A 23,669-nucleotide genomic window follows, 5' to 3' on the forward strand; every position below is an offset into this window, starting at 1 on the left:
TGACTAAGTGACTATTAGTTAGAAAGAGTATAACAAAAGAGGGATTAGGAAGAGATTAAGAAGCAGAAGTGTTGCGAAGAAGGGGAAAAAAACCTCCTTCGCTTATTTGATCTCAATTTTTTTCGTATTCTCTTTTTGTTCAACTTTTGGAATGACAATAGTTAAAACACCATCTTCTACTTTTGCTTCAATCTTCTCAGCATCGGCATCCGCCGGAAGCGTAAATCTTCTTTCAAATTTTCCGAAGAAGCTCTCTACTCGCTTATACCCTTTATCCTCTTCCTCTTTTTTAAATTTTCTTTCTCCACTCAAGACCAAAACATTGTCTTTCACTTCAACATTGATATCCTCTTTTTTCACGCCTGGAAGATCCACTTCCACATAGTAGGCCTTCTCATCTTCTCTTTCATTCACAGCTGGCATCCAGATTGTTTCAGACTGAGTAGATGGAACCATATTTTTTTCAAGATCAAGCATAGTAGAAATTCTTTTTTCAATCTCTCTGAGCTCTTTGAATGGATCGAACATTACTGGTACCATGCTCACCTCCTTTACGTTTTTCGAAATTATATCATTTTAGTCTATCTTTGTCAAGTTATCTATCAATTTCTCTTCCTATTTTCTTATATAGATCATAATAATACTCGACAAAATCCTTAATTTCCTCATCTTTCGGAAGATAGGATTGCCCGTTTTTCATAATAAAAGGCTCAAGAAAGAGTGCGCTATCCAATTTTTTTATATAATGTTTAGCAAGCTCCTTATAGGTTTGCTCATACCACGATTTCCATGCTTCATACTTTTCTTTGTTGATTTGTATATGGAGTCTTCCACAAAAACGAAAAATACCGGTTTCAAAAAGTGCTTGTAGGTGCAATAGCCCCTCCACGTAATAGGGGAGCACTTCCAATACTTCCATCCATCCAATCAGTGAGACACTGCGATTGATGTGATCCAAAAGAAGTTCATACCATAGATCCTCCCTTTCACAACAAAAAAAGGCCATCAGTCCTCCGGAAGTGGCCTTGAACTCTTCGGTCAGTTTGAACATGCCGCTTTTATTCATCACAACTTCCGTATCCTCATCCATCCACAGGATATGACCATATTCGTGTCCGATCGTTGTGATATCGTAGATTTTATGCCATTGCTCCTCTTGATACAGAAGTCCTCGAATGGCTTCAGCAAGCTCTTCTCCAAATACCACCTTGCTCAAACGCATTTTCGGTTTTGCTTTTTGACTGGACAAGATCATATCCGGATAGGCAAAAATCTTCTTGCCAAACTCTTTGCTCACCACCTCATCGTTTGGAACAACCTGCGCACTGAAAAGCCCATTGAATTCACTGCCGTAAAAGAGCATAGGTCTGCCCACATAGAGCTGGACCCGTTGAATATTTTGGATGCATCGTTGAAAAAGAGAGGGGGCTTCAATACCTATATCTTGATAGACTTTTGTAAACATCCGTTCGATTTTTTTCGCCCGCTCTCCTGAGGGATAATCAGGATTGGCAATGCGGACATCCCACTCCAGCGCCACAGCTTTTCTGTAGATATCTTCATAATATTCCAGTGGATGGCCTATCTGCAAAGGGGTCGTTATTTTCATCCACGCCCTGTCCACATCGGCCCAGGCCGGAACGAGTTTGTCTGGATCACTCTGTTGCAGTGCATTATATAATGCCTGAAAGTACTGAAGCCATGCCGCTTTTTGATCAAAAAGCGTATCTTCAATTTTGTCAAGTTCATCAATTGCTTCTGCCAATTTTGCGAGTACCTCTGCAACCTCTTCATGAAACGCTTCCTTGTAAGCAAGCCGCTCGAAAGAGCCATCCTCTTTCATCCGCAAAACAGAATAGCACCGATCAGCAGTTTCACCGTTATGGCCCTTATCCAAAAGCCCCTTTTGGAGCAACATCTCAAAAATTTTTCCTTCATCTCCCTCAAAGAGTCTGTACAACTCCTCGTTGATACCGTAAATAATCTGGGCCATCCAGCTGCTTTGCCAACTGCTCATAACTTTGCCGATAGCATGAGCATGACGTAAAAGTCTCCTATAAAACAGATCAAAGAGCTGCTCTTGTTCGATCCATTCAAGAAGCTCTTCAAAACGCTTGATATAAAATCTACTCACCCAAAGAAAAGCTTTTTCCTTCATCTGAATCTGCTGCTCTTTATCATAAGATGCAATAACCTGTAAAAATGCATCTTCTCGCAAATTGACAATGCGATTTATTGCAGCAAGGAGTGTTTCATCGTTTTTTGAAAGCCCAACAAAAGATAAAAAATCGTCGATCAGCTCTTCGTAATATTCCAGACTCCTATCCATAGGAGCTTGATAGGGTTGTACAAGCTCAAAAAATTTTTGGAGCTCTTGCTGCTGCAATGCTAGCTTGTTGTACAGCCTTTTTAGATCACTTTTTGTTTTCATTCCCACCTCTTCAAAATAATTTTCGCTAACTCAAGAGCTTTCGCTCTGTGACTGATACTCTTTTTGATCTCCTCATCCAGTTCCCCCAATGTCTTATCAAAACCTTGCGGGATAAACATCGGATCATACCCAAACCCCTTTTCCCCTCTTGCTTCATCAATCACCTCACCCCACATCCATCCATGAACCGTATTTATGCCATATTTGGAGGCAATGGCAATAGCGGCAGTATAGTAGGCAGGGGTTCGTTTGATTCCTTTTTCTTTGAGCCTCTGTATCAGTTTGTTTAGATTCTCCTTGTCACTGGCTCCAACACCTGCATACCGTGCAGAGTAGATTCCGGGCTCACCTCCCAAAATAGGTACCGTAATACCGCTGTCATCAGATATCACCACCGCATTTTCATCTCCAAGTGCATCATAAATGGTTTTGGCTTTGATGATGGCATTCTCTTTGAAACTTTTCCCATCTTCTACAATTTCAAGATCTCCAAGAAGCTCTTTATAAGGAATCACATCCATATGTATCATCTGCTCTATTTCTTTGATCTTTCCCTTATTTGAAGAGGCTAATATAACTTTCATATTATTCCTTTTTCAAGTTTTTTAAGACTACAATAAGAGTTGAAAAATTTTATCATAAAGGATTGTAATTGAAAGCGATCGTCAAAAAGGTATTGCCACTCAGTCTTATCGTGGCATTACGGTTTTTTGGTCTTTTCATCGTCTTGGCAGTACTCAGCCAGTATGCGTTGCAGCTCAAAGGAGGAACCGCATTTTTAGCCGGGGTTGCAGTAGGTGGTTACGCTTTTACGCAAGCTCTTTTGCAGGTGCCGTTTGGCGTTTTGAGTGACAAAATAGGCCGCAAAAAGACGATTTTGATCGGTCTTTTGCTCTTTGCTGCGGGCTCTGTTATTTGTGCCGTTGCCGATAACATCTATGTGCTGTTACTTGGTCGGTTTTTACAAGGTTCTGGCGCTATCGGAAGTGTCGTTACTGCAATGATCGCCGATTATGTCCGTGAGGATGAGCGAGCCCACGCCATGGCCGTTATGGGTATGGTGATCGCCATGAGTTTTGCAGCAGCAATGATCATCGGACCGATCATCGGTGGTCTGTATAGTGTCAAAGCGCTCTTTTGGCTCACGGCAATCTTGGCGATTCTGGCTCTTGGGATTCTTTTTACAGCCGTTCCCGAACCTCCAAAAATAGTGCATCACTACAGTGAAGAGGAAGCGAAGATCAAAGAGGTTTTCAAAGACAAGGATTTGGTTCGAATGTATATCACCTTTTTGTTTCACTCTTCAACCATGGCGATTGCATTTTTTATCATTCCGATCCTCATGAAGCAAAAATTCGGCTTAGGACCGCAACACTACTGGAAAGTCTATCTGCCAGCAGTCATTTTCGGTATCCTCTCTATGGGACCTGCAGCCGTCTTTGGAGAAAAGTACCACAAAGGAAAAGAGGTTTTCATCATCTCTATCCTCTTTATCGCGGCTTCTTTTGCACTCATGGGTTTTAGCAGCTCTTTTCTTCTTTTTACGATCGGAGCCGTCTTTTTCTTCATCGGATTTAATATGTTTGAACCTCTTTTACAAAGTTTTGTGAGTAAATTCGCACGAGTACATCAAAAAGGCGCAGCCTTAGGAGTCGCAAATACGTTTGCCTATATCGGTATTTTTCTTGGCGGTGCCATCGGGGGTCTTTTATATCAGTACGGCCATGAAAAAGCAGTGGCTATTTTTGTTCTGCTTGTATGTGTGGTTTGGATCTACTGGATTGTTGGCATGAGAAATCCGGGAGTTCGGGCAAATCTCTTTTTAAACTTCGAGGAATATGACAAAGAGAAGCTTCCAGGCCTTAAAGTGATGGATGGCATCACCGATTTCTACATCAATGAAACAGAAAAAATTATCGTTGTAAAATATGACAAAGAGAAGTTAGATGAAGAGACCATCAAAACATTTTTGAAAAAGGATCGATAAGAGGTTTTGTAATCGAAGGATTCCCTTCGATTACTTTGCATTTTTTTGTGAATCTTTTTGCGAAGGATTGGCCAGTTTATCGATAAATTTCTGTAAACTCTCTTCATTCGCCATTCCCAAATGATATCCGTTGTAAACACCATTTTTATCAAAAAAGAGCATAAAAGGGATTGATCCTTGCCAGCGGGTCAGCTGTGCCATGAATCCGACAAAATTTCTATTCTCTTCATTCGCTGTATAATCGACAATAGGATAGTTTATTCCCATTGTACGAAGCTCTTTGATATCATCCATCGTTAAAAGCTCTTGGACGTGCAGGCCGATAATTTGCAGTTTGCTCTTTTTTGCACTTTGCAATTTTCCCAAAATTGGAATCTCCGCTCGACACGGCGGACAATGTTTACCAAAAAAATCAAGGATGATCACTTTTTGCGGATACTCTTTGACCTCGATTCCTTCAGGTTTGACCCTGATATGAATCTTTTTATTTTCCACTGTTGTCAGTGTGAAATCTTTATACGCAGCTTTTGGAGTTTGGGAAGCTGCAAGAAGCCAACCAACACTCAATACTAACAAAAACAGTTTTTTCACATTCTCTCCTTTATTGATTGATTAACCATACGCGAACGCGTTCTCCCGCCTCTTTGTCGCCTTTATTGGGTGCAGTAATGACAAGAGCTTTATTTTGGCCAAGCATATTCGTCAAAATAGCGCTGCTTCCTATCTTGTTTCCGGCAAAATCGACAAAAAATTCTCCATCTTCGTTTATCACATTACATGGAGTAAACTCCGTCTTTTTGCTTCTTTTTACAAAAGGCTCTTTGAGTGTCGCATAGACAATTTTTGGATGATATTCGCTTCCTTGCATTCGATACAGAATCGGAAGGACATAGATCAAAAATGTCACGGTACTTGAAAATGCAAATCCCGGAAGTGCCACAATGAACTTTTTGCCTTTTTGTGCCACCATCACATGCTGCCCGGGTTTGATCACCACGCCCTTGAAGACTACTTCAGCCCCAAGCTCCTCTTTGACTACATCTTTGACAAAATCGTAATCTCCGACACTCACTCCTCCGGTTGTCACAACGATATCTGCACTGTGCAAAGCTTCCTGCATCGCCTCAGTGATGGAGTGTTTGTCATCTTTGACTGCACCCAGCTGTATCGGCTCGCCTCCGTGAGCTTTGGTAATCGCTTCTAACGTATAGTTGTTGGAGCTTCGAAGTTGAGCTGATGAGGTTTGTGTCTGCCCGATTTCCAATACTTCGCTTCCTGTTGCCAGGATAGCTACTTTTGGTTTTTGATAGAGTTTAGGCATAACAACGTTAAGGCTTGCCATGACACCGATTTCGGCAAAACCGATTTTAGAACCCTTAGCAATCAGCTTTTCGCCTTTTTGATAATTTTCTCCGACAGGACGGACGCTAAAACCCTCAGCAACCGGCTCGACAATCTCTATATACTCCCCATCTACTCGCACGTTTTCTATAGGAATGAGAGTATCGGCACCTTTTGGCATCAATGCCCCTGTAAAGGTTTTGATCGCTTCTTTTTCTCCGACCTCTCTTTGAACATTTGTGCCTGCCGGGTTTTCATCTACGATGCGAAGACGCTTTAAGGCTTGATCTTTCCCACGTATCGCATAGCCATCCATCGCTGCGGTTGGATACTCCGGATTGTTTTCCTGGGCGATGATGTCTTGGGCAAGAATTCTGTGCAGTGCATCGGTGACAAATCGTTTCTCAACACCTACAGGCTCTATATCAAGAGCTTGTAATCGCTGCATCGACTCTTCAAAACTAATCATCAATCTCCTTTTTTGTGCTATTATACAATATTCACCTACTCCCCAAGAAAGGCGAATATGAGAACTCTCTGCCAGCAAGCGATTACACAAGAAGACATTCAAATAGCAAAAAAACTGAAAGATATAGAGCTGAAATTTTTCTACAACGATACCACCTATCTCAAACTCTATTCCAAAACAAGATACTCTATCTCAAAAATTGTGAGACTGCTCAATGATTTCGGAATCGAAACGATAGAAGATATCTCTTATGAGATTGAGGATGTTTATGTCAACCAACTCACCATCCAGACAGAAACCCAACTGCTACAAAATAGTGAAGATATTGTGACGGCGATTATAAAAAAAGCGCTGCAAGGCCAAATCTTTGAACATTGCAAACTGTACAGGCTCGCTGTCACACAACGCTTCACTATAGAAAAAATCCTCTTTCTCAGGGCAATGATCAAATATCTTGATCAACTTCTCATCGAAAAGCGGGAAGAGAGCATCATCAAAACTTTCTTGCAGCATGGAGAAACAATCGCTCTCATCACCAATAGATTTTTTGCAAAAAAAGGGATACGAAATATTGATAAATCCATTGAAGAGAGTTTCAAATCGGTCAAAAATTTTGAAGAAGACAAGCTTCTACGAACGTTCTATGCCGTTGTTCAAAACATTACCGAAACAAATTTTTTTCAATCAAAAGAGGCCAAATCTTTTAAAATCGAAGTGCAAAATTTCAAACATCTTCTGCCCTCACTGCAGCCAAATATCGAAATGTTCGTATATCACCCCGAATTTCTCGGTGTCCATTTGCGGGTCTCAAAAGTATCCAGAGGAGGCATACGATGGAGTGACAGGGAAGATTTCAGAGAAGAGATAAAATCATTGATGATTACGCAAGAGGCCAAAAATGCCATTATCGTCCCTTCCGGAGGCAAAGGAGGTCTATTTATAGAAAGAAGGATCAGTAAAGCACAGTTCACAAAATTCTATTCGATGTATATTGACGCACTTTTGGATTTGATCGACAAAAAACCGGTAGAAGGTGGGGATTTTTACTTTGTTGTTGCCGCCGACAAGGGAACTTCGGATATGAGCGACGTGGCAAACGAAATTGCACTCAAACGAGGATTTTGGCTCAAAGATGCCTTTGCAAGTGGTGGCAAATATGGCTACAACCACAAAAAGCTGGGGGTTACCGCGAACGGGGCATGGATCAGTGCTGCAAGACATTTCATTGACAAGGGCATCGACATTTTCAACGACTCCATCACGGTAGTCGGTACTGGTTCTATGCGGGGTGATGTATTTGGCAACGGTATGCTTATCAATCCCAATATTCGCCTTATCGGTGCTATCAGCTCTCATGAAATTTTTATCGATCCTGATCCAGACCCCCAAATAGCCTATGAAGAGCGTAAAAGACTTTTTGAACTATCCAAAAGCTGGAGCGAATATGACCCCGAAAAAATGAGCGAGGGCGGAGGTGTTTTTTCCAGATACGATAAAGAGATTCGACTCTCTCCGCAGATCAAAAAACTGCTTGGCATCAAAAAGAACATAATCAGCGGAGAAGAGCTTGCAAAGAGACTCCTTTGTGCAAAAGTGGATCTTCTCTATATCGGTGGTATTGGTACCTATGTCAAATCCAGCGAAGAGCTCAATATCTATATTGCAGACAAGATAAACGAACCTGTACGGGTGGATGCAAGTGACCTCAGAGCCTATGCGGTATGTGAAGGGGGGAATCTCGGTTTTACGCAAAAAGCTCGTATAGAATATGCCAAAAACGGCGGGAAAATCAATCTCGATAGCATCGACAACTCTGCCGGAGTCGATACAAGTGACCATGAAGTCAATCTCAAAATTGTTCTTAACCAGGCAATGGAATCGGGGAAGATCGATATTGAACAAAGAAATGAGGTATTAAAAAGCGTCACCAAAGAGGTTTTACAAAAGGTGTTTGCAACAAATCATCACCAGCCTCTCGCTATCACTTTGGATGCCATTCGGTCAAAAACGATGCTTGAAGAGATTATGAAAGTGATTGAAACCCTTGAACGAGAGGTGGAGTTTTTCAAACGAAGAGACTTTGAGATTCCAAAAAACAAAGATTTTTCCGAAGTCATAGACCAAGAGGGAAAAGTGGTGCGTCCTGTCCTTGGCATTATCCTCTCATTTAGTAAAATCTTTCTCAAACAGTTTATTTTAGAAAGCGGATTGTGCGAACAACCATTTTTTGAGCACTTCTTATATAAATACTTTCCAAAATCACTCTATCCTCTTTTTGAACAAGAGGTCCTCAAACAACCACTCAGAGAACACATCATCGCAACAGTTGCTGCTAATATCATCATCGATAATGCAGGAGTAACTTTTTTAGCCGATTTTGACGAGATAGGCAAAGAGCGATTTGCCATAAAAGTGAAATCCTATCTTTTACTTTATTCACTTCTCTCTATTGCAAAAGTCAAAAAAGAGTATTACGAAAAAGAGCTGCAACTCAAACAAAATCTCTACCCAATCCTCTTGGAGATTGAGCACTCTATCGAATTTAGTCTCAAATGGATCGTACGCAACTACCATCAGATCAATTTAGAGCCATTCCACATCTTAAGCTACAAAAATGAAATTGCTCAATTCCTCTCGTTCGAAAAAGGGCGGAGCGAAAACTTTTTCAAATATATCGATCTGATCAAATTCATTATGCTGGCTATCCGCATCAAAGAATTGAAAGAGTATACGCTTTCAGAAATATTGCAGCTTTTGATGCTTATCATCTCTACATTTAAGATCGATGAACTGTTGCAGCTTCTGGGAGAATTCGTTCCAAAAGATAGTATCGGAAAAGAGATCCAAAATCAACTTGTTGAACTGCTTAACTACTTCGTAACGGTAGTGGCAAAAGATGTCGTACTGTATACCAGAGCAACCGAAACGCTTGAAGATGGACTCAAACACTATATGGAAGAGAAGATGATCGATCCAAACCGTTTCAACACCATGATAGAAACAATGAAATCAAACGCATCATCAGATCTGATGCGCCTGACATATATTTTGCACAAACTTCTTTTAGAGGCTGTCTAAAAGTCCGCTTCCTTTGATTTTTTGGGAGCGGTCCCTTGCATAGATTCGTTCGCCCTGCTTTACGTCATATTTCCAAATGGGAGCATTCGCTTTAAAATCTTCCACAAACTCATCGATGAGTTCCAGGGCTACTCTTCGTTTTGGACTAAAAACTGCAGACATATAACTGGAGGTATGCACGGGAACATTGCCTATGGAGTGTGCCATACACACATAGGCCCCTTTTTGCTTCGCTCTTTCTTGCCAAGTATCGAACCACTTTTTTAAAATAGGCTCATAGATATCGAAACTGAGCGCCTCTATGCCATTTTCTTCCCGAACGATACCAACAAAAGTGATGAAAGCGCCATAGTTTTTCGTCTCTCCCCATTTTCTCCAACGAGAAAAGATTTTGTCCACATCCAACTGTCCGGGATAGAGTTCAAGCATCTCAGCCTCCACAAACCGGAGGGAGAAGAGATATACGATCTCCCTCTTTAAGCACTATATCACTCTTTTCAACCAACGTATCATTCACAGCTACTGCACATTCGCTGAGCCATTTTTGCAGTTTTGGATCTTTTTTGAGCTCTTTTGCTACATCTGCAAGGGTTTTCGCCTCTATTTTCATAGGTTCACGTTTTATTGGACCCAAAAATTCTACTGTCACCATAGCTTTTCCTCGTTATGTGTTTCGTTAATTTTATCATATAATTACCCTCATGATAATAGGAAAAATCGAATATATCAATCTTTTGCCCTTCCATGTATTTCTCAAAAAAAGATTACGTACTCCGGCAGATAAGAAAGCGTGGATGTATCATCAAGGGGTCCCTTCCGCAATCAATAAGAAATTTCAAAAAGGAAAAGTGGAAGCGGCCATGGTGTCCAGTATTGTCTCAAAAAAATATCGGTGCAGCGATTTTGGTATCGTAGCAGATAAAAAGGTCTTAAGCGTTCTTGTCTGCCCGGGCAAAACACTCCCAGACCAAGCTTCAGATACATCCAATATTCTTGCAAAGATTCTGAAAATGCAAGGAGAAGTGGTTATAGGAGACAGAGCCCTGCAAAGGAGGAAAAAGCAAAAGTGCCAAGACCTGGCAGCACTTTGGTATGAAAAATTTGGTCTACCTTTCGTCTTTGCCAGATTTTGCTACAGGAAAAAAGGCAAACAGTATGAGAAACTAGCCAAAGCCTTTTTACAAAGCCGTATCAAAATACCAACATACATCATGCGAACCTACAAGAAACGCTCCGGCCTAAGCTCTCGCGAGATTAACGAATATTTAACGTTGATTCGCTATAATGTAGGAATACGGGAGAAACAATCACTTAAAAAATTCCTAAAACTGGCAAAAAAGATTCACAAATGAAAAAATTATTTTTTTTTCTAATTCCTGTCATCCTCTTGGCATTTGAACCTATCAAGCCCATACCGGAACATATTCCTTACAACAAACAAAAAGCGCTTTTAGGAAAATATCTTTTTTTCGATCCTATTCTTTCTAAAGATAAAACAATAAGCTGTGCAAGTTGTCACGATTTTAACCATGGCGGAGCAGATCCAAGACCAGTCTCTATTGGTGTTGGAGGAGCAAAAGGAAAAGTCAATGCCCCAACCGTTTATAACGCATATTTTAATTTCAGACAGTTTTGGAACGGACGGGCAAAAGATCTCAAAGATCAGGCAAACGGACCGGTTCACGCTCCAAATGAGATGGCTATGGATGAAAAAATTATCGAAAAACGTCTCAATGCCAACCCATTGTATAAGAAACTGTTCAAACAAGTCTATCATACAGATCATATTAAATACTGGATGGTACTGGACGCAATCGCCGAAATTGAAAAAGCTCTGATCACACCAAATTCAAAATTTGACCTATACCTCAAAGGAAAAGCAAAGCTCACACCATTGGAAAAGAAAGGATACATACTTTTCAAACAATTGGGATGTATCACGTGCCGCAACGGCATCAATATCGGAGGAAACTCCTATCAAAAAATAGGAGCCGTCAAACCCTATGACAAACCAGCTGTCGGGGACAGATACGAAATAACCAAAAGAGCATTTGATCGTTACAGATACAAAGTACCAACACTTCGAAACATTGCTCTTACTGCTCCCTATTTTCATGATGGATCAGTGAAAACACTGGACGAAGCGGTGGAGAAAATGGCCTATCACAATCTTGGATTCCAGCTGACATCCGAGGAAAAAAGGGCGATCGTCGCTTTTTTAAAAACGTTAACGGGTAAAAAACCGAAGATTTTAGAACAATGAGCACGAAAAAAAGAGTTCTTTTTTCCATTCTGCTTGGACTCTCCATCATAGGACTTTTTTTCTATTTTCGATATTTCTCCAAACAATACTTTGAAGAACGAAGTGATATTTTATATCACCTAGACCGTTTTCAAACACTCGAAACTGTCTTGCAGTATGATGTTTTGGAAACGTCTTTTTTTCTTTATAAAAATTTTGACAAAATCGTCCAAACAGCGAAAGAGATAGAGTCACAGCAAGTAGAATTTGAACAAGACCATCTGCCACATCTGCCCCAATTACTCAAAAGAGATTATCTTGCTTACAAAAAAATAAGTCAGAAAGTTCGTAGCACGATTTTTGATTTTGAAACGGTCAATTCAACGATCAAAAACTCCCTTGCCTTGCTGACTACCTTAATGAACAAAATACCCGACTTTGAGACAACATATCCCCATTTCAACAGGTATGAGAAAACCGTAATCAGTGCGATAGCAAATGTCATTTTGGCAAAAAGCAGTTTTGATAAGGATTTTTTACAAGAGATCCAAAAAGATTATGTAAAACTACAAAAGTACCATTTTTCCAATCAAAAACTGCAAAGATTCCATGTAGTCTTGCTTGCTCATCTCAATATATTTTTACAAAATTTCCCCACATACACAAAATATCTCAACACTATTCTTCAAAAACTTCCCCAAAACTCTTTAGAAGCTTTTAGAAAAGATTTCGAAAAAGTATCTCACAAAAAACTTCAGACCATCACATTTTTATATGCAATATTTACTACTCTTTTTCTTTTTACTATTGCGTACAATATCTATCTGATTTTATTGCTGGACAAAGAGAATCGGGAATTGGATCGATTGGCAAGAAAAGATACATTAACCGGTCTGTATAACAGAAACAGCTTTTTTCTCGAAAAAGAAAAATACAAACATCCGGCTCTTATTTTGATCAATATCGACAGATTCAAACACTTCAACGATATCTACGGTACAGAGGTAGGAGACTGTATTTTAAAATCGGTAGCCAATACGATTAAAGAGCATATCAAAACCATTATACCCAACGCTCAACTGTTTCGGATTGGAGGTGATGACTTCGCAATCCTTACAGAAAAAGATACTATGGATCTGGAAAAGATTGCATGCGCAATCACTCATCTTTTCCAAACAAAACCGATTTTTTGCCATAATCTTGAAGTATTCATAACGGTGAGTATAGGCATCTCCACTTCCAAACCTTTGCTTGAAACGGCAGATATCGCTCTCAAAGAGGTAAAGAAAAATCCACAAAAAACATGCTTATACTACACTTCATCCCAAAATCTTTTAAACAAAGTCGATACAAACCTCAAAATGACAAATATGTTAATCGATGCGATTAAAAACAAGAATATTATCCCATTCTATCAGGCCATTGTAGATATTCGCAATAACCAAAAAATAAAATATGAAGTCTTGGCCCGTATCAAAACAGACAGAGGAGTCGAGTCGATCTACCCTTACTTGAAATTGGCAAAAGAGATCAAACTGTATAAATCCATTACAAAAATGATCTTTTTGCAAAGTTTTGCAATGATGAGTAAAAAAAATATAGCTTTTAGTCTCAATATCTCAATAGATGATATTATCGATCCCGATTTTACAAAAATGATTGATGAGCTTTTTAGACTCTATCCAAATCTACAAGATAAAATCACCTTTGAAATCCTGGAATCTGCTTCTATAGCAGATTATGAAATCGTCAAAGAGTTCATTAAAAAAGTGAAACGTTTTGGCGCAAAAATCGCTATTGACGATTTTGGTAGCGGATATTCCAACTTTGAACACCTGCTCAATCTTCAGATTGACTATATCAAAATCGACGGCAGCCTCATCAAAAACATTCACAAAGACAAAAATGCCAAATTAATTGTATGGATGATTGTCAACTTTACCCAGGCAGCCGATATCAAAACAGTAGCAGAATTTGTCCACTCTCAGGAGGTCTATGAAGCGATCAAGGATATTGGCATCGACTATGCACAAGGCTTTTTCTTGCATAAACCCTCACCCACGATAGATGAGTGATGCTCATAGCATAGCTGTTTGTACTTTTGAGCTTTTTATAGCATATTTATTCTACACTTCTGTCTCGAAGCTCTTCGAGCCATACTCTATATTCATTCCAGTTTGGCTCTTTTCTTGCTACGCCGCTTTTGACTGCCGCCTTTGCTACTGCCATGCTCACTTCAACGATCAGTCTTGGATCAAAGGGTGTCGGAATAATATACTCTTTAGAAAAAGCAAGCCTTCTATGATAAATCGTTTGTACCATTTCAGGAACTTCCTTGGTTGCCAAATCAGCCAATGCATGGGCAGCCGCCAACATCATCTCATAGTTAATTGCACTACTTCTCGTATCCAAAGCCCCTCGAAAAAGATACGGAAAACCCAAGACGTTATTCACTTGGTTAGGAAAATCGCTTCTTCCGGTAGCGATAATAGCACCTGGGCGTACCTGTTTGATCTCATCTGGCATAATTTCAGGAACTGGATTGGAGCAGACAAAAACAAAGGGCTCCTCTTTCATCAAAGCCAAATCCTCTTTTTGCACAGTTCCCGGGCGGCTAAGGCCTAATACCATATCTGCATCTTTGAATGCTTCCTCTCTTGAAATTGCTTTTGGATATGCAAATTGGGCCTTATATTCGTTCAAATCTTTTCGCTCTTTATGCACAACACCTTTGGAATCGATGAGAATTATCTCTTTGATTCCAAAATATCGATACATCTTCGCACTGGCTATCGCAGCGGCGCCACTTCCTACGATCACCACTTTCAAAGATGCAATATCACGGCCTGTCAATCTGCACGCATTGATCAACCCAGCCGTCGTTACAATAGCGGTACCGTGCTGATCATCATGCATTATAGGAATTTCGGTACTCTTTTTGAGTTGTTCTTCAATCTCGAAGCACTCCGGCGCTTTGATATCTTCAAGATTGATTCCACCAAAAGTGGGGGTTAATGCTCGTACAATTTCTATAAACTTTTGGGGATCTTTCTCATCCACTTCCAGATCAATACTGTCAATTCCGGCAAACTTCTTAAATAAAATCGCTTTGCCTTCCATGACAGGTTTGCTGGCAAGCGCTCCGATGTCACCAAGCCCTAGGACGGCTGTACCATTGGATATTACTGCAACCAGATTTCCTTTTGTCGTATACTCGTACGCACTCTCTGGATGCTTGGCTATCTCTTTGCATACTTCACCCACGCCCGGCGTATACGCGAGGCTCAAATCTTCTTGCGTTGCAAACGGTTTTGTAACACAGATCTCAAATTTTCCACTTTTTCCTTTTTTATGGTATTGCAACGCTTTCGTTTTCAACTATTTCCTTTTTCTTCGATCAATTTCTCAACTCGTTTTATTGTTTCTTCTTTTCCGATGATTGCCATCACATCTGACAGATCAGGCCCAGCCATTTTTCCCAAAAGTGCAAGGCGTAACGGCTGTCCGATTTTACCAAAACCAATCCCTTTTTCCTGGACAACTGCTTCGATAATGGCATGAAAATCTGATGGCAAGTGGGCTTCGCTTGCTTTGAGTTTTTGCAAAAAGAGCTCCAAAATCGCTTGCCACTCCCCTTTGAGCGCTTTTTTTACTCCCTTTTCATTATAGTTTTGCGGCGCTTCCAAAATCTCTTTTGCCATATCTGCTAGCTCTTGCAAGGTCTTTGCACGCTCTTTCAAAGCATCGAGTAAAATCTCTTTTTTATCGTGATCAGCCAAGAAAAGTCCAAACTCTTCAAGAAGCTTCACGAGCTTCTTATTTGGCGTATTTTTGATGTAATGTGCATTGAGCCATTGCAGTTTGGAAAGATTATACGCAGAAGCCGATTTGTTGATATCTTTGGGGTCAAAAAGCTCTTTCATCTCTTGTAAACTAAAAATCTCCTGATCCCCATGACTCCACCCAAGGCGTACCAAAAAGTTTAAAAGAGCTTCTGGCAGATATCCCATTTTTTTATACTCCATCACATCCATAGCACCATCGCGCTTGCTCAGTTTTTTGCCCTCTTCGTTCAAAATCATCGGTACATGGTAGAATCTTGGAATCGCTAGACCCAAAGCTTCATACACAATAATCTGCTTTGGCGTATTGTACAGATGATCATCTCCTCGTATCACGTCTGTGACACCCATCAAAGCATCGTCAATCGCCACGACAAAGTTGTATGTCGGCGTACCATCGCTTCGAGCAATGATAAAATCATCGAGCTCCTGGGCTTTTATCGTAACAACACCTTTGATCCCATCTTCAAAAACGATATCCCCTTCCAATGGCGCTTTGATACGCACAACTGGTTGTATCCCTTGGGGAGGCGTTCCTGTAAAGTCTCTATACCTTCGATCATATCGTGGTCTTTCTCCCCTTTTCATCTGCTCTTCTCGAAGACGATCCAGCTCCTCTTTGCTCATATAACAATAGTACGCCTTGCCCTCATCCAGCAGTTTTTGGATATAACGTTTGTAGATATCAAATCTTTTTGATTGATAAGCGACCTCACCATCGTAATCGAGCCCAACCCAATCGAAAGCCTCTAAAATCGCTTTTGTTGCCTCTTCACTGTTTCGTGCAAGATCAGTATCTTCAATACGCAAAATGAATCTGCCGCCATTTTTCCTTGCCCACAGCCAGTTAAAAAGAGCCGTTCGAAGACCCCCGATATGCAGGTACCCTGTAGGACTTGGAGCGAAACGTGTAACGATCATTTGTGCCCTTTGTTTTTTTCGGTATTTTACCCAACTCTTAGTAAGAAAGTGGTAAAATCGAACAAACTGAACAAGATAAGGGAAATCAATGAAAAAGATCGCCTTGGCAGCTATGTTGCTCCTCTCTCTTTCGTATGGAAAAATCATCGATGGAATCGCAGTTATTGTCAATGATGAACCGATAACCCTGTATGAAATCAATACAGTAATGAACACAACAGGACTGTCAAAAAGAGAAGCGATTCAGCTTTTGATTCGAGAAAAATTGGAAGAAGAGCAGATCAAGAAACTCGGTATCAAAGTGGACGACATCGAACTGGATCAAGCCCTTGAAAAAATCGCAAAACAAAAAGGAACCGATCTTTTCGGACTTCAAGAAGCAATCATATCTCGAGGAGGAGATTGGGAAAAGTTCAAAGAGGGACTTCGCAAGCAACTTCTTCGAAAAAAACTCTATGCCGCTTTGACAAGACAGCAGACGCAAAAAATGAGTGAAAAAGATCTCAAAGCCTATTATCAAACACACAAAAATGAGTTTGAAATAGCGAAAGAAGCAGATATCGTTAAATACATCTCTCCATCCAAAGAGGTTTTGGCAAAAATTGCGCAAAATCCTCTCTATCAACCAAGCAACACAGCACTGGTACAAAAAGGGGAAGAGAAAATCGATCTTCAAAAGGTCAATCCACAATTTGCATATCTTCTCAATCAAACCCCTGAGGGCTCGTTCACCAAGATCCTGCCTATGGGCGACAAATACCTTCTCATCTATGTCAAACATAAATATGGAAAAGAGTATATCCCTTTTGAAGAAGCGAAAGGGTATATATTAAACAAACTCTCTAAAACTAGCGGCGTAAAAAATGTTAAAGAGTATTTCGATAAACTCAAAGCCGCAGCAAACATCAAAGTGATACGATTACCATAAGGAGTAACAATGATTCAAACAAAAGACGATTTTTTCGCACTCGTTAACGAGATCCAATCCAGCGCATACTACAAAGAGCCTTTGGCTTTTGGTATCGCAAGAGTTGACAGAGGGCAAAAAAACCCTGAAAAAATCTTGCAAGCAACATTCCCGTTTATCAACTGGAAGGAGAACTACGGCAGTGCAGCAATCTTTCAAAAAGCGCTGCATGAGACAGGAAAACTGCTTAATGATGAGAGTGAAGCGGTTTACAATGTAACGAAAAATTTTGTTGCCGAAGCTCTTAGTTACTGCAATCCTTGGATCGAAGAGGCAATAGGCGACGCACACAAAAATGTACAAGTTATCAAATATTTAAGCACCCTGGATGAAGAAGAACTTGCAAATTTCAAAATCGTTTTTCTTTTTGAAGATGCGGCACCAAAAAGCGTCGAAGCGGTTTATCTCAAACTCTATGCACTCTCTACTGGCAAAGCAGCTCTTCGAAGCGTCAATCTCAACGGTGCGTTTGGCATTTTGCACAATGTTGCCTGGAGCGGGACTACCCCAATCGAACTTGATTGGCTACGCGAAAACGAGCTTGAACTCAAAATGAGTGGGCAGTATCCCGTTATCGACTCAGTCGATAAATTCCCAAGATTTTTACAGCATATCATCCCGGCTGACAACACAAGAATACTTGATGCTGCGAAAGTACGTATGGGAGCGCAGCTTGCGGCAGGAACCACTGTCATGCCTGGGGCAAGCTACATCAATTTCAATGCCGGAACATTGGGACCGGTCATGGTGGAAGGAAGAATCAGTTCCAGTGCAGTGGTTGGCAAAGGCAGCGACGTAGGCGGAGGAGCAAGTATTTTAGGAGTTCTTAGCGGCACCAGTGGCAATCCTATCAGCATCGGCGAAAACTGCTTGCTGGGAGCAAACTCCGTTACTGGCATCCCTTTGGGCGACGGCTGCATTGTAGATGCCGGTATTGCGGTACTGGAAGGAACAAAATTTTTCATGAGTGAAGCGGACTATGAAAAAATCAAAGAGGCGAACCCTGAGTGGGATGCTGAATATAAAGAGTTTTTCAAAGGCAGAGAACTTGCTGGGTTGAATGGACTCCATTTCAGACAAGACTCTACAAGTGGTCAGATGAAAGTGTTTAGAAGCAACAAAGAAGTGAAGCTCAATGAAGAACTTCACTAAAATCATCATCCTCGCTCTTTTAGCGGGGCTTTTTTCCCTGGCTTACGCAAAAGAGAAGAAGATAGTAACTCAAAACGTTTTTAAAGGAAGCTATCTTGACTACTATCCTGCCTCATATAAAAACAGAATCATCATCGTTCGAGGTTTCAGTTTTTATGAATGGGTGGGAAAACTGTATGCCTATAAAAACAAAATTGATGCGCAGACACTGATACAACGAGCAGATAAAAATGCAAAAGATTACGCCACAGGATACGCCTCAGCATATATGAGATTGACTCATCCAAACTTCAACCCGAAGCAGTATCTACTTCTTGTCGATCATTTCCAAGTAGAGTATAAAGAGACAGAAAACACCATGGGAACACTCATACAAGGAAATGTTATTTTGATCAAAAAATAGAAGGTAGAAAAACCTTCTATTTTAAATACTTCTCATCGATATATTTCGTATCGTAGTTGTTGGAGATAAAATCGGGATTGTCCATCATCTTTTTATGAAAATCGATAGTGGTTTTGATGCCACCTACTTCAAACTCCTCCAGACTTCTCTTCATTTTTGCAATGGCTTTTGTTCTATCTTCACCCCAGACAATCAGCTTGGCAATCATTGAGTCATAATACGGAGGAACGATATAGTTGCAGTACACATGGGTATCCATGCGAACATCTTTCCCGCCTGGTGTTATCCATGTTTTAATTTTTCCGGGACTCGGAATAAATTTCACAGGATCCTCTGCATTGATTCGACACTCAATTGCATGTCCTTTGAGCTGAACAGCACTTTGATCAAAAAGCGTCTCACCCTCGGCTATTCGTATCATCCACTCAACGATATCGATACCGCTGACCATTTCGCTCACTGGATGCTCAACCTGGAGTCTTGTGTTCATCTCCATAAAATAGAAGTTTTGATCACTGTCTACCAAAAACTCTATGGTACCTGCATTTTCATACCCAATCGCTTTCGCCGCTTTTACCGCAACATCCAAGAGCTTTTGTCGCGTCTCTTCACTTAAAAAAATCGCTGGAGACTCTTCCAGCATCTTCTGGTGTCTTCTTTGCAGTGAACAGTCTCGCTCGCCAAGATGCACCACATTCCCATGGCTGTCACCAAGCAGTTGCACTTCTATATGGCGGGGGTTTTTGATAAATTTTTCCATATAGATGGTGCCGTCGCCAAAAGCACTGATTGCTTCGCTTTCAGCTGCCAAAAAGGCATTTTCTATGTAGCTTTCATCCTCAACAACACGCATCCCTTTTCCGCCACCGCCGCTTGCCGCTTTTAAAATTACAGGATAGCCGATCTCTTTTGCTATCTTTTTTGCCTCTTCTACGTTTTTGATAGCCCCTTCGCTTCCAGGAACGACTGGCACTCCGGCACTTTTCATAACTTCTTTGGCTTTGCTTTTGTCACTCATGAGCTGCATCACTTCGATGCTTGGACCGATAAATTTGATACCGTGAAGGGTACATATCTCTACAAACTGCTGATTTTCGCTCAAAAAGCCGTATCCCGGAAAGATGGCGTCGGCTTCAGCAATCTCTGCGGCACTGATAATAGCGGGGATATTGAGATAGCTTTCACTACTCTTTTCACCCCCTATACAGATAGCCGCATCGGCTAGCTTGAGGTAGTGTGCATCTTTATCGGCAGTGGAATAGACAGCAATGGCCTGTTTCCCCATCTCTTTGATGGTTCGAATGGCTCTGAGGGCAATTTCGCCTCTGTTTGCAATCAATATCTTTTCAAGTTTTGCCATTTAGACCCTTTCAACGAGAAAAAGAGGCATGTCATATTCGACAGGTTGGCCATCTTCCACTAAAATATCCAGAATCTTACAATCAAACTCCGCTTCAATTTCGTTAAAAATCTTCATCGCTTCAATAATACCGATCGTCTGCCCTTTGCTTACCACATCGCCAACCTTCACAAATGGGGGACTGTCCGGACTCGGTGCGCGGTAGAAAGTTCCTACCATAGGAGAAGTGATATATTCACCTTTTGCACTGTGAACAGGTTGTTCAGTAGCAGTAGTCTCAGAAGTTGTGGCAGCAACTGGTGCAGAAGCCACTTGAGGCTGAGGAGCTGTGCCTTCTCCTTGCACAACTGCCACTTCTGCTCCTTTTTGCATTGCAATCTCAAAATTTTCCTCTTTGATTTTCAGTCTGCTTAGACCACTTTTATCGAAAATTTTTATAAGTTCTTTTATCTGCTTAAAATCCATTATCACTCCTAAAATATGGGTATAGTTAGTATGCTATAATATCATAAAATTGTTAAAGAAAAGAGTAAGGAAATCGATGGGACTCAAAGCAGATTGCTGGATACGACAAAAGGCAATAGAAGAGGGAATGATAGAGCCTTTTTGCGAAGATCAGGTGGGTAAAGGTGTCGTCAGTTATGGGCTTAGCAGTTACGGATACGACATCAGGGTGAGTGATGAGTTTAAGATCTTTACCAATGTCAATGCAGAAGTGGTCGATCCAAAACATTTTGATGAGAGAAATGTTGTAGATTTTAAAGGCGATATCTGTATCGTCCCTCCAAACTCTTTTGCGCTGGCCAGAACAGTGGAATATTTTCGAATTCCAAGAAACGTCTTGGCAATCTGTGTTGGAAAAAGCACCTATGCACGATGTGGCATCATTGTCAATGTCACACCTTTTGAGCCAGAGTTTGAAGGACACATCACTATTGAAATATCCAATACCACACCTCTACCAGCTAAAATTTACGCAAACGAAGGAATTGCCCAAGTGCTCTTTTTTGAAGGAGATGAGGAGTGTGAAATAAGCTATAAAGATAAACAGGGCAAATATCAAAAACAAAGAGGTATTACACTACCTAAAATATTGTAAATAAAATTTAAATAAAATTTATGAAATTATTTCCTTGGGCTTGTCAATGTAATATCCTTGATATCCATCTATTCCTAAATCAACAACAATTTTATATATTGTCTCATTACATACATATTCAGCAATCGTTGGAATACCTAAGTCTTTAGCAAATGCATTGATATGCTTGACTATAATGTATGCATCTTTATTTTTATCTAAATTTTTAATCAAACTGCCATCAATTTTTAGATAATGTGGTTTTATTTCTATCAAATTGCTAAAATTGTTATACCCTGAACCAAAATCATCAATTGCTATTTTCGCTCCATACTGTTTAATATGATTAACGAATTGAATGACATCTTTGAAATCTTCTATTACATCTGTTTCTAACAATTCTATTATAATTCTATTTTGTACTTTATATCTATCAATACATTCAACAAGATATTTTTTAATATCTTCCCTGACGATATCCCTATATGAAAAATTTATCGAAAACTCCTCGTCCCTATTATAGAAGGTTTCACAACTTTTTCGTATTATCACCTTTGTAAGTTCATAATAAAAAGCCGTATTTTTGATGCTATCCATAAATAAGCCAGGAGTCAAAAGTCGACCCTTCTCTTTTATGCGTATAAGGCATTCATAACTCACACTATCAGGTTTTACAATTTTTTGAAAAACTGGAACTACATTATCTTCTTGTAAAGCTTTTTTAACAAAATGAATGGCTTCAAATTTTCTTGCCACATCTTTTTCAACATCCATACTATCACTATATTCAACATAATTTAAATCTTTTTTCTTTGCATACATCAAAGCAAGATAAAGTTTTCTTATCAGATCTTTTGCTTGGGTTTCTTGAACACAAACAACTTGTAATTCTAAATTAATAGGCAAAATATCATTATTAAATTTGACTCTCAAGATTTTTTCTTGAAAAACGTTATAAACATGTTCTCCAATATCTCTACTTAGAATTCTTTTAAAATCCACAACTATAAACTCATCAGCACTATATCGATACAAACTACAACCTTTTGGTATCAATGCTCTTAATTGCTTTGCGAACTCCTGTAAAACTCTATCACCTATTTCTGTAGAGTAGTATTCATTGATTAATGAGAAATTTTTTATATCAAATAGATAGGCATTTACTAAAAATCTTTCATGGATATTATTTAAATCTTCTTCCAACTTAAGCTTGTTGGGTAAATTAGTTAACAAATCATAATATGTTTTGTATTCTAATTGTCTCAAAAGCTGCAACTCTTCTTTTAGAATAGATACAATTTTGGCTGCCAATTTTTTGAATTCTCGAAAATGAAATTTTTTTACTGTTATTTTTTTCGCTGACTCATTAATTTTATTAAGATCCTCAATTATCAATTTACTAACAAATAGTATGATTACACTCAATAATACACCTATTGATAAAACTAGATAGAAATATCTTTTTGTTAATGTATCGATTAATCTATTTCTTTCAAGTTTTTGATCCTCTCGTAACTTAATAACAGATTGGATAACTTCTGTCGCTGCTTCTTGCATGCTATGAAAAACATTGAATGCTCTATTTTGTAGATCTAAATAGCGATAAAATACTGTTTCAAATTCTTGTAGTTTTTGTAATAAGTTATCAACCATTTTTTTATTTTGTACTTTTTCTACTGAGTCTCGTAATTTTGTAGCATATCTTTTAAGAGATTGGATGTGTTTTTCTATAAGTTGCACCTGATTTTTGTCATAATTTGTCCTCAGTTTTAACTCGTTGATGATGAGAAATAAGAGCTCAGTTAATATTCTTTCTGACAAAGTTGCTTCCTGGACCTCATCCGTTAAATAATTAAGATCCCCTAAGAATTGATGTAAAACAATACTCTTTTGCTTTTCTTGAATAATATATATGTGAAATACAATACGCTGGAGAATATTTACATGTTTTTCTAAGTCTTTTTGTATATCTAATAAATCTTTATAAATCAAAGTATATTTTTCAAAAATTGCAAAATATTGTTTGATATTTGTAATTACTCTTGAAACAAGCTGGATGTTCTGAGGATTAGTAAAATTTTTTTGAAGCTTGTTCGTGATGGCTATTGCCTTTTTTACAATATTTTGTACCTCTTTTGCATCATTTATATTTCCAGTCAGAATAAAATCTTTTTCTTTGATTCTTGCTTCATACATCAGTTTAATAATTTGATTAGACAACGAGGCTTTTATATTCTTATCTTCAAGTTTTTGCAAGTCTAAAGAAAAAAAATAAAAAAAAATCATAAAAGTAACAATTACTAAAAATGGAACAAAAATAAGCACTCGTTTGATTGACATCGTCTTCCAATTAGTTGGATTTCTCATTCCCTATAAATATTCTATCATAACCAATTTA

Annotated in this window: 21 protein-coding genes; 9 read left to right on the forward strand and 12 right to left on the reverse strand. The window is 39.4% G+C overall.

Annotated features, from left to right (window positions below):
- Nucleotides 1-102: 102 nt before the first annotated feature.
- Genes JG735_RS08465 through rdgB form a run of 3 tightly spaced genes read right to left on the reverse strand, consistent with a single transcriptional unit; the run spans nt 103 to nt 3,015 of the window.
- Nucleotides 103-540: an Hsp20/alpha crystallin family protein gene (locus JG735_RS08465; RefSeq protein ID WP_201334635.1), complete on the reverse strand. Its 438-nt coding sequence runs from the start codon at nt 538-540 to the stop codon at nt 103-105.
- A 55-nt stretch (nt 541-595) separates the two neighbouring features.
- Nucleotides 596-2,431: an invasion protein CiaB gene (ciaB, locus tag JG735_RS08470; protein WP_201334636.1), complete on the reverse strand. Its 1,836-nt coding sequence runs from the start codon at nt 2,429-2,431 to the stop codon at nt 596-598.
- A complete protein-coding gene (gene rdgB / locus JG735_RS08475) occupies nt 2,428-3,015 on the reverse strand; it encodes an RdgB/HAM1 family non-canonical purine NTP pyrophosphatase (RefSeq protein WP_201334637.1) in 588 nt (195 codons plus the stop codon). The genes ciaB and rdgB overlap by 4 nt, the downstream gene beginning before the upstream one ends.
- Nucleotides 3,016-3,092: 77 nt before the next feature.
- Between rdgB and JG735_RS08480 the strand changes: the two genes are divergently transcribed.
- Nucleotides 3,093-4,418 carry an MFS transporter gene (locus JG735_RS08480; RefSeq protein ID WP_370583475.1) on the forward strand — a complete coding sequence of 442 codons (1,326 nt, stop codon included), beginning with the start codon at nt 3,093-3,095 and terminating at the stop codon, nt 4,416-4,418.
- A 30-nt stretch (nt 4,419-4,448) separates the two neighbouring features.
- Here JG735_RS08480 and JG735_RS08485 read toward each other — a convergent pair whose 3' ends face one another.
- Both JG735_RS08485 and JG735_RS08490 read right to left on the reverse strand, forming a co-directional pair.
- Nucleotides 4,449-5,009, reverse strand: a complete 561-nt coding sequence (locus JG735_RS08485) for a TlpA disulfide reductase family protein (protein WP_201334639.1) — start codon at nt 5,007-5,009, stop codon at nt 4,449-4,451.
- Nucleotides 5,010-5,019: 10 nt separating this feature from the next.
- Entirely contained in the window at nt 5,020-6,228 is a 1,209-nt protein-coding gene (locus tag JG735_RS08490; RefSeq protein WP_201334640.1) for a molybdopterin molybdotransferase MoeA, read from the reverse strand.
- A 57-nt stretch (nt 6,229-6,285) separates the two neighbouring features.
- Between JG735_RS08490 and JG735_RS08495 the strand changes: the two genes are divergently transcribed.
- Nucleotides 6,286-9,306: an NAD-glutamate dehydrogenase domain-containing protein gene (locus JG735_RS08495; protein ID WP_201334641.1), complete on the forward strand. Its 3,021-nt coding sequence runs from the start codon at nt 6,286-6,288 to the stop codon at nt 9,304-9,306.
- Here the strand turns inward: JG735_RS08495 and JG735_RS08500 are convergent.
- Together JG735_RS08500 and JG735_RS08505 are read right to left on the reverse strand one after the other, a co-directional pair.
- Nucleotides 9,292-9,735, reverse strand: coding sequence for a molybdenum cofactor biosynthesis protein MoaE (locus tag JG735_RS08500; protein ID WP_201334642.1), 444 nt, complete (start codon nt 9,733-9,735; stop codon nt 9,292-9,294). The two genes, JG735_RS08495 and JG735_RS08500, sit on opposite strands and share 15 nt — an antisense overlap.
- Nucleotide 9,736: 1 nt before the next feature.
- Nucleotides 9,737-9,958, reverse strand: a complete 222-nt coding sequence (locus JG735_RS08505; protein ID WP_201334643.1) for a MoaD/ThiS family protein — start codon at nt 9,956-9,958, stop codon at nt 9,737-9,739.
- A 49-nt stretch (nt 9,959-10,007) separates the two neighbouring features.
- Between JG735_RS08505 and JG735_RS08510 the strand changes: the two genes are divergently transcribed.
- Genes JG735_RS08510 through JG735_RS08520 form a run of 3 tightly spaced genes read left to right on the forward strand, consistent with a single transcriptional unit; the run spans nt 10,008 to nt 13,623 of the window.
- Nucleotides 10,008-10,658 (forward strand): MqnA/MqnD/SBP family protein, encoded by a 651-nt coding sequence (locus JG735_RS08510; protein WP_201334644.1) that lies wholly within the window; start codon nt 10,008-10,010, stop codon nt 10,656-10,658.
- On the forward strand, nt 10,655-11,569 hold the full coding sequence (locus JG735_RS08515) for a cytochrome-c peroxidase (RefSeq protein ID WP_201334645.1): 915 nt from the start codon (nt 10,655-10,657) through the stop codon (nt 11,567-11,569). The genes JG735_RS08510 and JG735_RS08515 overlap by 4 nt, the downstream gene beginning before the upstream one ends.
- Nucleotides 11,566-13,623, forward strand: coding sequence for an EAL domain-containing protein (locus JG735_RS08520; RefSeq protein ID WP_201334646.1), 2,058 nt, complete (start codon nt 11,566-11,568; stop codon nt 13,621-13,623). The genes JG735_RS08515 and JG735_RS08520 overlap by 4 nt, the downstream gene beginning before the upstream one ends.
- 46 nt (nt 13,624-13,669) lie before the next feature.
- On the opposite strand, the gene JG735_RS08525 is transcribed toward JG735_RS08520, so the two are convergent.
- Both JG735_RS08525 and gltX read right to left on the reverse strand, forming a co-directional pair.
- On the reverse strand, nt 13,670-14,926 hold the full coding sequence (locus JG735_RS08525; RefSeq protein WP_201334647.1) for a malic enzyme-like NAD(P)-binding protein: 1,257 nt from the start codon (nt 14,924-14,926) through the stop codon (nt 13,670-13,672).
- A complete protein-coding gene (gene gltX / locus JG735_RS08530; RefSeq protein ID WP_201334648.1) occupies nt 14,923-16,311 on the reverse strand; it encodes a glutamate--tRNA ligase in 1,389 nt (462 codons plus the stop codon). The genes JG735_RS08525 and gltX overlap by 4 nt, the downstream gene beginning before the upstream one ends.
- Before the next feature lie 88 nt (nt 16,312-16,399).
- Between gltX and JG735_RS08535 the strand changes: the two genes are divergently transcribed.
- The 3 genes from JG735_RS08535 to JG735_RS08545 are packed head-to-tail and all read left to right on the forward strand — an operon-like array spanning nt 16,400 to nt 18,833.
- Complete coding sequence (locus JG735_RS08535) at nt 16,400-17,239, forward strand: peptidyl-prolyl cis-trans isomerase (protein WP_201334649.1); 840 nt, start codon at nt 16,400-16,402, stop codon at nt 17,237-17,239.
- A gap of 9 nt (nt 17,240-17,248) precedes the next feature.
- Complete coding sequence (locus JG735_RS08540; protein ID WP_201334650.1) at nt 17,249-18,430, forward strand: tetrahydrodipicolinate N-succinyltransferase N-terminal domain-containing protein; 1,182 nt, start codon at nt 17,249-17,251, stop codon at nt 18,428-18,430.
- Nucleotides 18,414-18,833 carry a hypothetical protein gene (locus JG735_RS08545; protein ID WP_201334651.1) on the forward strand — a complete coding sequence of 140 codons (420 nt, stop codon included), beginning with the start codon at nt 18,414-18,416 and terminating at the stop codon, nt 18,831-18,833. Before JG735_RS08540 ends, JG735_RS08545 begins: the two co-directional genes overlap by 17 nt.
- 16 nt (nt 18,834-18,849) lie before the next feature.
- Here the strand turns inward: JG735_RS08545 and JG735_RS08550 are convergent, their stop codons facing one another.
- Complete coding sequence (locus JG735_RS08550) at nt 18,850-20,193, reverse strand: acetyl-CoA carboxylase biotin carboxylase subunit (protein ID WP_201334652.1); 1,344 nt, start codon at nt 20,191-20,193, stop codon at nt 18,850-18,852.
- A complete protein-coding gene (accB, locus tag JG735_RS08555) occupies nt 20,194-20,658 on the reverse strand; it encodes an acetyl-CoA carboxylase biotin carboxyl carrier protein (protein WP_201334653.1) in 465 nt (154 codons plus the stop codon). It lies immediately after the preceding gene.
- A 76-nt stretch (nt 20,659-20,734) separates the two neighbouring features.
- Here accB and dcd point away from each other — a divergent pair, with 76 nt between their 5' ends.
- Nucleotides 20,735-21,292: a dCTP deaminase gene (gene dcd / locus JG735_RS08560; RefSeq protein WP_201334654.1), complete on the forward strand. Its 558-nt coding sequence runs from the start codon at nt 20,735-20,737 to the stop codon at nt 21,290-21,292.
- 18 nt (nt 21,293-21,310) lie between these two features.
- Here the strand turns inward: dcd and JG735_RS08565 are convergent, their stop codons facing one another.
- Nucleotides 21,311-23,611, reverse strand: a complete 2,301-nt coding sequence (locus JG735_RS08565) for a GGDEF and EAL domain-containing protein (RefSeq protein ID WP_201334655.1) — start codon at nt 23,609-23,611, stop codon at nt 21,311-21,313.
- Nucleotides 23,612-23,669 lie beyond the last annotated feature (58 nt).

The organism is Nitratiruptor sp. YY08-10 (assembly GCF_016629565.1).
Classification (GTDB): Bacteria; Campylobacterota; Campylobacteria; order Campylobacterales; family Nitratiruptoraceae; genus Nitratiruptor.

Coding starts and splice junctions, on each gene's coding strand:
- JG735_RS08465 (WP_201334635.1), bottom strand. CDS start 540: ATGGTACCAGTAATGTTCGATCCATTCAAAGAGCTCAGAGAGATTGAA.
- ciaB (WP_201334636.1), bottom strand. CDS start 2,431: ATGAAAACAAAAAGTGATCTAAAAAGGCTGTACAACAAGCTAGCATTG.
- rdgB (WP_201334637.1), bottom strand. CDS start 3,015: ATGAAAGTTATATTAGCCTCTTCAAATAAGGGAAAGATCAAAGAAATA.
- JG735_RS08490 (WP_201334640.1), bottom strand. CDS start 6,228: ATGATTAGTTTTGAAGAGTCGATGCAGCGATTACAAGCTCTTGATATA.
- JG735_RS08495 (WP_201334641.1), top strand. CDS start 6,286: ATGAGAACTCTCTGCCAGCAAGCGATTACACAAGAAGACATTCAAATA.
- JG735_RS08500 (WP_201334642.1), bottom strand. CDS start 9,735: ATGCTTGAACTCTATCCCGGACAGTTGGATGTGGACAAAATCTTTTCT.
- JG735_RS08505 (WP_201334643.1), bottom strand. CDS start 9,958: ATGGTGACAGTAGAATTTTTGGGTCCAATAAAACGTGAACCTATGAAA.
- JG735_RS08510 (WP_201334644.1), top strand. CDS start 10,008: ATGATAATAGGAAAAATCGAATATATCAATCTTTTGCCCTTCCATGTA.
- JG735_RS08515 (WP_201334645.1), top strand. CDS start 10,655: ATGAAAAAATTATTTTTTTTTCTAATTCCTGTCATCCTCTTGGCATTT.
- JG735_RS08520 (WP_201334646.1), top strand. CDS start 11,566: ATGAGCACGAAAAAAAGAGTTCTTTTTTCCATTCTGCTTGGACTCTCC.
- gltX (WP_201334648.1), bottom strand. CDS start 16,311: ATGATCGTTACACGTTTCGCTCCAAGTCCTACAGGGTACCTGCATATC.
- JG735_RS08535 (WP_201334649.1), top strand. CDS start 16,400: ATGAAAAAGATCGCCTTGGCAGCTATGTTGCTCCTCTCTCTTTCGTAT.
- JG735_RS08540 (WP_201334650.1), top strand. CDS start 17,249: ATGATTCAAACAAAAGACGATTTTTTCGCACTCGTTAACGAGATCCAA.
- JG735_RS08545 (WP_201334651.1), top strand. CDS start 18,414: ATGAAGAACTTCACTAAAATCATCATCCTCGCTCTTTTAGCGGGGCTT.
- JG735_RS08550 (WP_201334652.1), bottom strand. CDS start 20,193: ATGGCAAAACTTGAAAAGATATTGATTGCAAACAGAGGCGAAATTGCC.
- accB (WP_201334653.1), bottom strand. CDS start 20,658: ATGGATTTTAAGCAGATAAAAGAACTTATAAAAATTTTCGATAAAAGT.
- dcd (WP_201334654.1), top strand. CDS start 20,735: ATGGGACTCAAAGCAGATTGCTGGATACGACAAAAGGCAATAGAAGAG.
- JG735_RS08565 (WP_201334655.1), bottom strand. CDS start 23,611: ATGTCAATCAAACGAGTGCTTATTTTTGTTCCATTTTTAGTAATTGTT.